The sequence below is a fragment of the Mycobacterium timonense genome, from assembly GCF_025821985.1.
GTDB lineage: Bacteria > Actinomycetota > Actinomycetes > Mycobacteriales > Mycobacteriaceae > Mycobacterium > Mycobacterium avium.
Genome location: NZ_JACKSY010000065.1, coordinates 130,917 through 142,921 on the forward strand (window position 1 = coordinate 130,917; position 12,005 = coordinate 142,921).

Genomic DNA, 12,005 nt, shown 5'->3' on the forward strand with positions numbered 1-12,005 from the left:
GGGCGCGCGGCGAGGTTCGGCGGGTACGGTCGGAGGGGTGAGCGCGCCACAGACTATTGCCCAGGCATCCGGAACGTTGACCCTCGGCGGCGACCTGACCGTCAACCGCCTCGGCTTTGGGGCGATGCGGTTGACCGGCGCGGGGGTGTGGGGCCCGCCCGCGGACCGCGACGAGTGCGTCCGGGTGTTGCGGCGGGCCGTCGAACTCGGGGTGAACTTCATCGACACCGCCGACTCCTACGGCCCGTACGTGTCCGAGGAGATCATCCGCGAGGCGCTGCACCCGTACGACGGCCTGGTGATCGCGACCAAGGCGGGGCTGCTGCGCACCGGCCCCGACATCTGGATCCCGTTGGGCAACCCCAGTTATCTGCGCCAGGAATGCGAGATGAGCCTGCGCCGGCTGGGCACCGACACCATCGACCTGTTCCAGCTGCACCGCATCGACCCCAACTTCCCGCTGCAGGATCAGGTGGGCGAGCTGCTCACCCTGAAAAACGAGGGCAAGATCCGCCACATCGGGCTGTCGGAGATCACGCCCGATCAGCTCGCCGCGGCCCAGCAGATCACCGAGATCGTGTCGGTGCAGAACATGTACAACGTGACGGCCCGGCGCGCCGAGCCGCTGCTGGACGCCGCGACCCGGCAGGGCATCGCCTTCATCCCGTGGTTCCCGTTGGCGGCCGGGCCGCTGGCCGCGCCCGACGGCCCGCTGCAGCGCATCGCCGCCGAGCACGACGCGACGCCGTCGCAGCTGGCGTTGGCCTGGTTGCTGAAACGCTCGCCGGTGATGCTGCCCATTCCGGGGACCTCCAAGGTGGCGCACCTGGAGGAGAACGTGGCCGCCGCCCGGATCACGCTGTCCGACGAGGAATTCGAGGCGCTGTCGACGGCCGGGACCCAGCAGACGGTGTAGCCGGCGCGCGAAACCGCGCCCGCCGGGCAATACGGTGTGGTGGTGGCCGAACATCAACGACACCCCGGCGGTGGGTTCAATCCGCCCGAACCGACCACCAAGGGCGGGCCCGACTACGGCCGGTTCATCGACGCCGTGCGCGCGCTGCAGGATCACGCTCGCGCCGTCGACGCCCCCGACGAGGTGATCACCCAGGCCGCCGACCAGCTGGAGAAGGTGTCGGCGCTGCTGGCGCCGTTCGACGCCGACGAGTGGGCGTCGCCGTCGGGCCGGCGGATGGATCTGCCGATGCGCGGCAACATCCTGACCATCCCGATGTCGGCCCAGAAGGGTGCGGACGGCCGCATGCACGGCCGGGCCCGCTTCGCCCGCTTTCACTTGGGCCGCAACGGCGCCGTGCACGGCGGGTCGCTGGGGATGCTGTTCGACACCGTGCTGGGCCTGACCGCCTCGGTGCTCACCGGCAGCCGGCGCCAGCGCACCGCCTACCTCAAGATCGACTACCGCAGCATCGTCCCGATCGAGACCGAGCTGCAGTTCGACGCCGGCGTCGACCGGGTGGACGGGCGCAAGATCTTCGTGTCCGGCCGGCTGACCCACGGCGAGCGGTTGCTGACCGAGGCCGACGCGCTGTTCGTGTCGCCCCGCGGCCCGGTGCTCGCGGGTTTGCCCGGGATCCGTGGCTGGCAGGAGGACCTGTACCGCGACCTGCACCGGCATCCGGAACTGTCACACCAGGAACACCGCACCGCGGCGGTGGTGGCCGAGCGGCTGCGCGGCTTCGGTTACGACGTGCACGAGGGCGTCGGAGGCACCGGCGTGGTCGGGGTGCTGCGCAACGGCACCGGCCCGGCCGTCCTGCTGCGCGCCGACATGGACGCGCTGCCGGTGCGCGAAGACACCGGCCTGCCGTACGCCAGCGCCGTCACCGCCACCGACCCGCGCGGCGACGAACGGCCCGTCATGCACGCCTGCGGGCACGACATCCACGTCACCTGCCTGCTGGGCGCCGCGTCGCTGCTCGCCGGGGCGCGCGAACACTGGCGCGGCAGCCTGGTCGCGGTCTTCCAGCCCGCCGAGGAGCTCGGCGACGGCGCGCGCCGCATGGTCGACGACGGGCTGGCGAGGCTGGTCGGTCACGTCGACGTCGCCCTGGCCCAGCACGTGCTGCCGTTTCCGGCCGGCCAGATCGTCACCCGATCGGGGCCCTTCATGGCCACCGCCGACAGCATGCGGGTCACGGTGTACGGCCGGGGCGGCCACGGGTCGATGCCGCAGACGACCGTCGATCCCGTCGTGCTCGCCGCCATGATCGTGATCCGGTTGCAGACCGTCGTCTCGCGCGAGGTGGCGCCCACCGAGACCGCGGTGCTGACGATCGGCAGGATCGAGTCGGGCGCCAAGAGCAACGTGATCGGCGACCACGCGGTGCTGGAGCTGAACCTGCGCACCTTCAGCGGCCGGACCCGCGACCGGATGCTCGACGCGGTCCGGCGCATCGTCACCGCCGAATGCCAGGCGTCCGGGTCTCCGCGGGACCCCGAGTTCGAGATGATGAACCACTTCCCGGCCACCGACAACGACCCCGCGGTCACCGCGCGGGTGCGGGCGGTGTTCGCCGAGCATTTCGGCGACCGGGCGACGGAGATTCCCGCGCAGACCGGAAGCGAAGACTTCAGCAACATCGCCACCGGGCTCGACGCGCCGTACAGCTATTGGGGTTTCGGGGGAGCCGACCCCGGCGCGTATCGGCGCGCCGAGGCGGCGGGCCGGCTGGCCGAGGACATCCCCGTCAACCACTCCGGGAGGTTCGCCCCCGTCATCCAGCCCACCCTCGACACCGGCACCGAGGCGCTGACCGTCGCCGCGCTGGCCTGGCTGGCCCCTAGCGCGTCCTGAAATCAACTGGGGCTCAACGCTTTTGACTGCGTCGGGGGGATCGCGGCAACCCCATCGGCAGCATGCTCTCCTCGTGGTCAAGTTCGCGTTCGATCGCGCGCAGGCTCTGGTCGGGCAGCATGCCCGCGTCGCGCCAGCGCACGAGTTCGTCGCGCTGGGCGTCGATGGCCACCCGGCGCAGCCCCACGGCGGCCTCGTAGGCGGGGGCGGCGGGCAACTCGTCGACGTCCGACAACAGGGTGAGCCGGTGTTCGTAGCGCTCCAGCTGCGCCGACAACTGTTGGCGCACACCGTCGATCACCCGGGGATCGACGTCGGCGCCGTCCTCGGGGTCCAGCGAGTCGAGCCGGTCCAGGGCGGCCCGCAGCGCGGCCGCCCGGGCCCGGTTGCGCAGCCGCAGCTCGTCGGTGGTCTTGGCGCGCAGGCCCAGGGCGCGCACCAGCGGACCGAAGGTGACACCCTGTCCGATCAGCGTCACCAGCACCACCACCAGGGTGCAGAACAGCAGCAGGTCGCGGTCGGGAAACGGCGCGTTGCCCTCGGTCAGCACCGGCACCGCGAAGATCGCGGCGAGGCTGACCACGCCGCGGGTGCCGGCCCAGCTCAGCACGACGATCTCGCGGCCGCTGAGCCGCTCGCGGGTGCGCTCGGGCCGCGGCTCGGCGTCATCGGTCGCCGAATCGTCAACGTTGCCCAGCCGGGTGTGCAGCGACCGGGGCAGCGACTGGGTGAGCAGCAGCCACAGCGGCCGGACCAGCAGAACCACCGCGACGGTCACCCCGACCGCCACCAGGATCGTCGACAACGCGTAGCCGCCCAGCTCGTCCAGGATCACCGGCACCTGATGGCCGATCAGCAGGAACACCACGCCCTCGAGCAGGAAGTTGACCAGCCGCCAGACGGCGCGGGTCTGCAGGCGGCTCGCCCCGGATTCCACCCGCGGCGAGTCGTGGCCGACGATCAGCCCGCACACCACGACGGCCAGCACGCCGGAGGCGGACAGCTTCTCGGCGACCAGATAGGTGAGAAACGGCGTGGCCAGCGAGATGGCGTTGGCGGTCAGCACGTCGTGCCGCCACCGGCGCAGCAGGCGCCGGGCGTAGGCGAACACCTGGCCCACCACCAGGCCGCCGACTGCCGCCAGCACGAACTCCCGGATCGCCGACGGCGCCGAGAACGCGGCCCCGCGCGCCACGGTGACGGCGACCGCGAGCGTGGTCAGCGCGGTCGCGTCGTTGAGCAGCCCCTCGCCCTCGATCAGCGTGACGATGTTGAGCGGCAGGCCCTCCTTGCGGGCGACGGCGAGCGCGGCCACCGGATCGGTCGGCGCCACCGCCGCGCCCAGCACCATGCCCACCGCGAGCGTCGCGCCGCCCACGAGCAGGCTGAACGCGACACCGACCGACGCAGCGGTCAGCAGCACGAGGACGACCGACAGGCTGACCACCGTGCGCAGATTGCGGCGGATGCCGACCAGTGACGATTCCAGCGCCGCGTGGTAGAGCAGGGGCGGCAGGATGCAGGTCATCACCACGTCGGGCTCGAGGCCGATGGTCGGCCCCGGCAGCAGCGCCTGCCCGATGCCGACCAGGACCAGCAGCGTCGCGCTGGGCAGGCGGGTGCGCTCGCTGATCCAGTCGACCAGCACGATGACCGCGATGGCGGCGAGCAGCAAGGTCAAAGCCGTCTGCGCGCCCATCGACCTCATTGTGCCGGACCGGACGGTGGCTACTCGACGGCCCTGCTCGCCCTTCGGCCGCCCCGATAGCATGGTCGTCGACCCTGCGAGCCTTGGAGACCGCCACAATGACCGTCCCCGCAACCGATTCCTGGCCAGCCCCGATCCGGGTGCCGGCCGGGACCACCGCCGCCGCCGCGGTGCGCGACGCGGGGCTGCCGGGCCGGGGAGCGCCCGACGCCGTCGTGGTGGTGCGCGACGCCTCGGGCACGCTGCGCGACCTGAGCTGGGTGCCCGACACCGACGCCGAGGTCGTCCCCGTCGCGGCCAACACCGACGAGGGCCGCAGCGTCATCCGGCACTCGGCGGCACACGTGCTGGCCCAGGCCGTGCAGGAGTTGTTCCCGCAGGCCAAGCTGGGCATCGGCCCGCCCATCACCGACGGCTTCTACTACGACTTCGACGTGCCCGAGCCGTTCACGCCGGAGGATCTGGACAAGCTGGAAAAGCGGATGCGCCAGATCGTCAAGGAGGGCCAGCTGTTCTCCCGGCGGGTGTACGAGTCCAAGGAGCAGGCGCGCGCCGAGCTGGCCGGCGAGCCCTACAAGCTGGAACTGGTCGACGACAAGTCCGGTGACCCCGACATCATGGAGGTCGGCGGCGACGAGCTCACCGCCTACGACAACCTCAATCCCCGTACCCGGGAACGGGTTTGGGGTGATTTGTGCCGCGGGCCGCACATCCCGACCACCCGCCACATCCCGGCCTTCAAGCTGACCCGCAGCTCGGCGGCCTACTGGCGGGGCGATCAGAACAACGCCAGCCTGCAACGCATCTACGGCACCGCGTGGGAGTCGCAGGAGGCGCTGGACGACCACCTGCGGCTGATCGAGGAAGCCCAGCGGCGCGACCACCGCAAGCTGGGCAGCGAGCTGGACCTGTTCAGCTTCCCCGACGAAATCGGTTCGGGCTTGGCGGTTTTCCACCCCAGGGGCGGGGTGGTGCGCCGGGAGCTGGAGGAGTATTCGCGGCGCAAGCACATCGAGGCCGGCTACGAGTTCGTCAACACCCCGCACATCACCAAGGCGCAGCTGTTCCACACCTCCGGGCACCTGGACTGGTACGCCGACGGGATGTTCCCGCCCATGCACCTCGACGCCGAATACGACGACGATGGGACGGTGCGCAAGCCCGGGCAGGACTACTACCTCAAGCCGATGAACTGCCCGATGCACACGCTGATCTACCGGTCCCGCGGGCGGTCCTACCGCGAATTGCCGTTGCGGCTCTTCGAATTCGGCACCGTGTACCGCTACGAGAAGTCCGGCGTGGTGCACGGGCTGACCCGGGCGCGCGGGTTCACCATGGACGACTCACACATCTTCTGCACCCGCGAGCAGCTGCACGGCGAGCTGGCTTCGCTGCTGCGGTTCGTGCTCGAGCTGCTGGGCGACTACGGGTTGACCGACTTCTACCTGGAGCTGTCCACCAAGGACCCGGACAAGTTCGTCGGCTCCGACGAAATGTGGGAGCAGGCCACCACTTCGCTGGCCGACGTGGCCGCCGAGTCCGGCCTGGAGCTGGTGCCCGATCCGGGCGGGGCGGCGTTCTACGGCCCGAAGATCTCGGTGCAGGCCCGCGACGCGCTGGGCCGCAGCTGGCAGATGTCGACGATCCAGGTGGACTTCAACTTCCCGGAGCGATTCGAGCTGGAATACACCGCGTCCGACGGCACCCGGCAGCGGCCGGTGATGATCCACCGCGCGCTGTTCGGGTCGATCGAGCGGTTCTTCGGCATCCTGACCGAGCACTACGCGGGCGCGTTCCCGGCCTGGCTGGCGCCGGTGCAGGCGGTGGGCATCCCGGTCGCCGACGAGCACGTGCCCTACCTGGAAAGCGTTGCCGCACAGCTGAAGTCGCACGGGGTGCGGGTGGAGGTGGACGCCAGCGACGACCGGATGGCCAAGAAGATCGTGCACCACACCGCGCAGAAGGTGCCGTTCATGCTGCTGGCCGGCGACCGGGACGTGGCCGCGGGGGCGGTCAGCTTCCGGTTCGGCGACCGCACCCAGATCAACGGCGTGCCCCGCGACAGCGCGGTCGACGCGATCGTCAAGTGGATCGCCGACCGCGAGAATTCCGTCCCCAGCGCCGAACTCGTGAAAGTGTCCAGTGGTGAGTGATCCCGAACAGGCCGAGCAGGACGCCGAGCGCACCATCCTGGACCGCGGTGTCGGCGAGCAGGACCACCTGCAGCGGTTGTGGACGCCGTACCGGATGACCTATCTGGCCGAGGCGCCGATGAAGCGCGGCCCCAACTCGTCGGGCAAGAGCGAGCAGCCGTTCACCGACATTCCGCAGCTGACCGACGAGGACGGCCTGGTGGTCGCGCGCGGCGAACTGGTCTACGCCGTGCTCAACCTCTACCCCTACAACCCGGGGCATCTGATGGTGGTGCCCTACCGGCGGGTCTCCGAGCTCGAGGACCTGACCGACGCGGAGAGCGCGGAGCTGATGTCGTTCATACAGAAGGCGATTCGCGTCATCAAAAACGTGTCACGCCCGCACGGGTTCAACGTCGGCCTGAACCTGGGCACCTCGGCCGGCGGGTCGCTGGCCGAGCATCTGCACGTGCACGTCGTGCCGCGCTGGGGTGGGGACGCGAACTTCATCACCATCATCGGCGGGTCGAAGGTGATCCCGCAGTTGCTGCGCGAAACCCGCCAGCTGCTGGCCACCGAGTGGGCCAAGCAGTCGTGAGCCCACACCGCCATGAGTAAGGTGCCGTTTTTATCCCGCGCGGCGTTCGCGCGGCTGACGACTCCCACCGCCCGGGCCTGCCTGCGGCTGGGCCTGACCCCCGACGTCGTCACCGTCGCGGGCACCATCGTGGCGGTGGCCGGGGCGCTGATCCTGTTCCCGATCGGCGAGCTGTTCGTCGGCACGCTGGTGGTCTGGTTCTTCGTGCTGTTCGACATGCTCGACGGGGCGATGGCGCGGGAGCGCGGCGGGGGCACCCGGTTCGGCGCGGTGCTGGACGCCACCTGTGACCGGCTCAGCGACGGCGCGGTGTTCGGCGGGCTGCTGTGGTGGGTGGCCTTCGGCCTGCACGACGAACCGTTGGCGGCGGCCACGCTGATCTGCCTGGTCACCTCCCAGGTGATCTCCTACATCAAGGCCCGGGCCGAGGCCAGCGGGCTGCGCGGCGACGGCGGCATCATCGAGCGGCCCGAGCGGCTGATCATCGTGCTGGTCGGCGCCGGGCTGTCCGACCTTCCCGGCTACCCGCTGCCGTGGGCGCTGCCGGTGGCGATGTGGGCGCTGGCGGCGGCCAGCCTGGTCACCTGCGCGCAGCGGCTGCACACCGTGCGGACCTCGCCGGGCGCCACCGACCGAGGATCGGACGCGCCGTGATGCCCACCCCGCCGGGGATGAGGGCGATCACCGCGCCGGGCCGGCTGGCCGGCCGGCTGGTGGGCGGCGTCGGCGCCGACTGGGCGTACGCGACGGGCTGGATGGCGGTGCGGGCGATGCCGGAGTTCGCCGCCCGCAACGCCTTTGACGCCGCCGCGCGCTACGCGGCCCGCGGCGGCGGCCCCGACCAGCTGCGCAAGAACCTGGCCCGGGTGCTGCGGGTGCCGCCCGCCGACGTCCCCGACGCGCTGATGCGGGCCTCGCTGGCCTCCTACGCCCGCTACTGGCGCGAGGCCTTCCGGCTGCCCAGCATGGACCTGACCGAGCTGGGCCGCCGGCTACAGGACTCGGTGCGCGGCGAGGACAACCTGGACGCCGCGCTGCGCGCGGGACGCGGCGCGGTGATCGCGTTGCCGCACAGCGGAAACTGGGACATGGCCGGCGTCTGGCTGGCCCAATCGCACGGCACCTTCACCACCGTCGCCGAACGTCTCAAACCCGAGTCGCTGTATCGGCGGTTCATCGCCTACCGCGAACGGCTCGGGTTCGAGGTGCTGCCGCTGTCCGGGGGCGAGCGGCCGCCCTTCGAGGTGCTGTGCGACCGGCTGCGGGCCAACCGGGTGGTGTGCCTGATGGCCGACCGCGACCTGACCCGCACCGGTGTGCAGGTCGACTTCTTCGGCGAGGCCACCCGGATGCCGGCCGGGCCGGCGAAGCTGGCCATCGCGACCGGCGCGGCGCTGCTGCCGGTGCACGTGCATTTCGAGGGCGAGGGCTGGCGGTTTTTGATCTACCCGGCGCTGGACTGCAGCAGCGGCGACGTCGGCGCCATCACCCAGGTGCTGGCCGATCACTTCGAGAAGAACATCGCCGCCCACCCCGAGGACTGGCACATGATGCAGCCGCAGTGGCTGGCCGACCTCCCCGACTCCACGCGGGCCCGGTTGAGGGACAGCTGATGCGGATCGGGATGGTCTGCCCCTACTCGTTCGACGTTCCGGGCGGGGTGCAGTCGCACGTCCTGCAGCTGGCCGAGGTGATGCGGTGCCGCGGGCACGACGTCAGCGTGCTGGCGCCGGCCTCGCCGCACGCCGTGCTGCCCGGCTACGTCGTCTCGGCGGGCAAGGCCGTCCCGATTCCCTACAACGGCTCGGTGGCCCGGCTGCGGTTCGGCCCGGCCACCCACCGCAAGGTGAAAAAGTGGCTCGTGGACGGCGATTTCGACGTGCTGCACCTGCACGAGCCCAACGCGCCGAGCCTGTCGATGCTGGCGCTGAACATCGCCGAGGGGCCGATCGTGGCGACGTTTCACACCTCGACCACCAAATCGCTGACCCTGACCGTGTTCCAGGGGATCCTGCGCCCGATGCACGAGAAGATCGTCGGCCGGATCGCGGTCTCCGACCTGGCCCGGCGCTGGCAGATGGAGGCGCTGGGCACCGACGCGGTGGAGATCCCCAACGGCGTCGACGTCGCCTCGTTCGCCTCGGCGCCGCGGCTGGACGGTTTCCCGCGGGCCGGCAAGACGGTGCTGTTTTTGGGGCGCTACGACGAGCCGCGCAAGGGCATGGCGGTGCTGCTCGACGCGCTGCCGCGGCTGGTCGAGCGGTTCGCCGACGTGCAGCTGCTGGTGGTCGGTCGCGGCGACGAGGACCAATTGCGCACGCAGGCAGGCGAATTGGTGAAGCACATCCGCTTCCTCGGCCAGGTCGACGACGCCGGCAAGGCGTCGGCCATGCGCAGCGCCGACGTGTACTGCGCACCCAACCTGGGCGGGGAGAGCTTCGGCATCGTGCTGGTCGAGGCGATGGCCGCCGGCACCCCGGTGGTGGCCAGCGACCTGGACGCCTTCCGGCGGGTGCTGCGCGACGGCGAGGTGGGCGCTCTGGTGCCCGTCGGCGACGGCGACGCGCTCGCCGATGCGCTGATCGCGGTGCTGGAGGATGATGTGCTGCGGGACGGCTACGTGGCCGCCGGGCAGGCGGCCGTCCAGAGCTACGACTGGTCGGTGGTGGCCAGCCAGATCATGCGGGTGTACGAGACGGTCGCCGCGACGGGCGCCAAGGTTGAGGTGGCCAGTTGATGACGTGGGTGATGGTCGGCATCGCGATCCTGGTCGCGGTGCTGGCGGTGGTCGGCGTCTGGGCGTACCGGACCGCCAACCGACTGGACCGGCTGCACGTCCGCTACGACCTGTCCTGGCAGGCGCTCGATGGCGCGCTGGCCCGGCGCGCGGTGGTGGCGCGCGCCGTGGCGATCGACGCCTACGGCGGTGCCTCCGAGGGGCGCCGGCTGGCGGCGCTGGCCGACGCCGCCGAGGCCGCGCCCCGGGCCGCCCGCGAGGCGCGCGAGAACGAGCTGTCGGCCGCGCTGGCCGCCGTCGACCCGGCGTCGCTGCCGGCCGGGCTGATCGCCGAGCTGGCCGACGCCGAGGCCCGGGTGCTGCTGGCCCGCCGCTTCCACAACGACGCGGTCCGCGACACCCTGGCCCTGGCCGAACGGCGCCTGGTGCGGCTGCTGCATCTCGGTGGAACCGCCGCGCTGCCCAGCTATTTCGAGATCGTGGAGCGGCCGCACGCGCTGGCGCACGGCGATCACGGCGTGCTCAACCACCGCACCTCGGCCCGGGTGGTGCTGCTCGACGACCGCGGCGCCGTGCTGCTGCTGCGCGGGTCGGACCCGGCCCTGGCCGGCCAGCCGGCACCCAAGTGGTGGTTCACCGTGGGCGGCGAGGTGCAGCCGGGCGAACGGCTGGCCGAGGCCGCCGCGCGGGAGCTGGCCGAGGAGACCGGCCTGCGGGTCGCGCCGTCCGAGCTGGTCGGACCGGTGTGGCGGCGCGACGAGGTCTTCGAGTTCAACGGCTCGCTGATTGACAGCGAGGAGTTCTACTTCGTCTACCGCACGCAGCGCTTCGAGCCGTCCCGGACGGGCCGAACCGAACTGGAACACAGCTACATCCACGGCCACCGCTGGTGTGACGCTGCCGACATCGCCCAGCTCGTCGCGGCGGGGGAGACGGTGTACCCGCTGCAGCTGTCCGGGCTGCTCACCGACGCGGCCGCGCTGGCCAGCGGCCGCACCCCCGGCCCGCTGCTGTCGATCCGCTGACTCCGCCGGTCAACGCGGGGCCGGGTCGCCTCACTAGACTGGGTCGACAACGTTGAAGGAGATCGAGCAGTGAACACCGCCCATTCACCGGACGGCAGCGGGCGAACCGGGACCGCGCGGGTCAAGCGCGGCATGGCCGAAATGCTCAAGGGCGGCGTCATCATGGACGTCGTCACCCCCGAGCAGGCCAAGATCGCCGAGGGCGCCGGCGCCGTCGCCGTGATGGCCCTCGAGCGGGTGCCCGCCGACATCCGCGCCCAGGGCGGGGTGTCGCGGATGAGCGACCCGGACATGATCGAGGGCATCATCTCCGCGGTCACCATCCCGGTGATGGCCAAGGCCCGCATCGGGCATTTCGTCGAGGCGCAGATCCTGCAGAGCCTGGGCGTGGACTACATCGACGAGTCCGAGGTGCTCACCCCCGCCGACTACACCCACCACATCGACAAGTGGAAGTTCACCGTGCCGTTCGTGTGCGGGGCGACCAACCTGGGCGAGGCGTTACGACGCATCAACGAGGGCGCGGCGATGATCCGCTCCAAGGGTGAGGCCGGCACCGGCGACGTCTCCAACGCCACCACCCACATGCGGGCCATCGGCGGCGAGATCCGCCGCCTGATGTCGCTGTCGGAAGACGAGTTGTACGTCGCCGCAAAGGAATTGCAGGCCCCCTACGAACTCGTCGTCGAGGTGGCCCGGGCCGGCAAGCTGCCGGTCACCCTGTTCACCGCCGGCGGCATCGCCACCCCGGCCGACGCGGCGATGATGATGCAGCTCGGCGCCGAGGGCGTGTTCGTCGGCTCCGGCATCTTCAAGTCCGGCGACCCCGCCCAGCGCGCCGCCGCGATCGTCAAGGCCACCACCTTCTACGACGACCCCGACGTGCTGGCCAAGGTGTCACGCGGGCTGGGCGAGGCGATGGTCGGCATCAACGTCGAGCAGATCGCGCAGCCCGAACGGCTGGCGGAACGCGGCTGGTAAGAACAATCC

General features: G+C 71.2%; 10 protein-coding genes and 1 pseudogene. 10 read left to right on the forward strand and 1 reads right to left on the reverse strand.

The features are described from left to right. The first annotated feature begins 37 nt into the window (after nucleotides 1-37). The 3 genes and pseudogenes from H7I87_RS16400 to H7I87_RS16410 all read left to right on the forward strand — a co-directional run bounded on the left by H7I87_RS16400 (nucleotide 38) and on the right by H7I87_RS16410 (nucleotide 2,815). Nucleotides 38-916, forward strand: coding sequence for an aldo/keto reductase (locus H7I87_RS16400; protein ID WP_011725501.1), 879 nt, complete (start codon nucleotides 38-40; stop codon nucleotides 914-916). Between the two features lie 36 nt (nucleotides 917-952). Then, nucleotides 953-1,555 (forward strand): annotated as a pseudogene (locus H7I87_RS16405) (PaaI family thioesterase); the annotation flags it as partial. A 15-nt stretch (nucleotides 1,556-1,570) separates the two neighbouring features. After that, the gene (locus H7I87_RS16410) at nucleotides 1,571-2,815 is read left to right on the forward strand and encodes an amidohydrolase (RefSeq protein ID WP_019732297.1); all 1,245 of its coding nucleotides are present in this window, start codon (nucleotides 1,571-1,573) and stop codon (nucleotides 2,813-2,815) included. Between the two features lie 13 nt (nucleotides 2,816-2,828). Here the strand turns inward: H7I87_RS16410 and H7I87_RS16415 are convergent, their stop codons facing one another. Continuing rightward, nucleotides 2,829-4,523 (reverse strand): Na+/H+ antiporter, encoded by a 1,695-nt coding sequence (locus H7I87_RS16415; RefSeq protein WP_019732295.1) that lies wholly within the window; start codon nucleotides 4,521-4,523, stop codon nucleotides 2,829-2,831. A 98-nt stretch (nucleotides 4,524-4,621) separates the two neighbouring features. On the opposite strand from H7I87_RS16415, the gene thrS reads away from it, so the two are divergent. The 7 genes from thrS to pdxS all read left to right on the forward strand — a co-directional run bounded on the left by thrS (nucleotide 4,622) and on the right by pdxS (nucleotide 11,996). Next, nucleotides 4,622-6,676 carry a threonine--tRNA ligase gene (thrS, locus tag H7I87_RS16420; RefSeq protein WP_009977800.1) on the forward strand — a complete coding sequence of 685 codons (2,055 nt, stop codon included), beginning with the start codon at nucleotides 4,622-4,624 and terminating at the stop codon, nucleotides 6,674-6,676. After that, entirely contained in the window at nucleotides 6,669-7,253 is a 585-nt protein-coding gene (locus tag H7I87_RS16425) for an ATP adenylyltransferase (protein ID WP_003878557.1), read from the forward strand. Before thrS ends, H7I87_RS16425 begins: the two co-directional genes overlap by 8 nt. Before the next feature lie 12 nt (nucleotides 7,254-7,265). Next, complete coding sequence (gene pgsA / locus H7I87_RS16430) at nucleotides 7,266-7,907, forward strand: phosphatidylinositol phosphate synthase (RefSeq protein WP_019733998.1); 642 nt, start codon at nucleotides 7,266-7,268, stop codon at nucleotides 7,905-7,907. A gap of 17 nt (nucleotides 7,908-7,924) precedes the next feature. Next, nucleotides 7,925-8,866 carry a phosphatidylinositol mannoside acyltransferase gene (locus H7I87_RS16435; protein WP_031347715.1) on the forward strand — a complete coding sequence of 314 codons (942 nt, stop codon included), beginning with the start codon at nucleotides 7,925-7,927 and terminating at the stop codon, nucleotides 8,864-8,866. Further along, nucleotides 8,866-9,990, forward strand: a complete 1,125-nt coding sequence (locus tag H7I87_RS16440) for a glycosyltransferase family 4 protein (protein WP_019734308.1) — start codon at nucleotides 8,866-8,868, stop codon at nucleotides 9,988-9,990. The genes H7I87_RS16435 and H7I87_RS16440 overlap by 1 nt, the downstream gene beginning before the upstream one ends. Continuing rightward, complete coding sequence (locus H7I87_RS16445) at nucleotides 9,990-11,015, forward strand: NUDIX hydrolase (protein WP_033712749.1); 1,026 nt, start codon at nucleotides 9,990-9,992, stop codon at nucleotides 11,013-11,015. The genes H7I87_RS16440 and H7I87_RS16445 overlap by 1 nt, the downstream gene beginning before the upstream one ends. Before the next feature lie 69 nt (nucleotides 11,016-11,084). Continuing rightward, a complete protein-coding gene (gene pdxS, locus H7I87_RS16450) occupies nucleotides 11,085-11,996 on the forward strand; it encodes a pyridoxal 5'-phosphate synthase lyase subunit PdxS (RefSeq protein WP_003878553.1) in 912 nt (303 codons plus the stop codon). Nucleotides 11,997-12,005: the final 9 nt, after the last annotated feature.

Bases quoted from the DNA above. Each gene is read 5' to 3' on its own strand.
- H7I87_RS16415 (WP_019732295.1), bottom strand. From the start codon at position 4,523: ATGAGGTCGATGGGCGCGCAGACGGCTTTGACCTTGCTGCTCGCCGCC.
- thrS (WP_009977800.1), top strand. From the start codon at position 4,622: ATGACCGTCCCCGCAACCGATTCCTGGCCAGCCCCGATCCGGGTGCCG.
- pgsA (WP_019733998.1), top strand. From the start codon at position 7,266: ATGAGTAAGGTGCCGTTTTTATCCCGCGCGGCGTTCGCGCGGCTGACG.
- H7I87_RS16435 (WP_031347715.1), top strand. From the start codon at position 7,925: ATGAGGGCGATCACCGCGCCGGGCCGGCTGGCCGGCCGGCTGGTGGGC.
- H7I87_RS16440 (WP_019734308.1), top strand. From the start codon at position 8,866: ATGCGGATCGGGATGGTCTGCCCCTACTCGTTCGACGTTCCGGGCGGG.
- H7I87_RS16445 (WP_033712749.1), top strand. From the start codon at position 9,990: ATGACGTGGGTGATGGTCGGCATCGCGATCCTGGTCGCGGTGCTGGCG.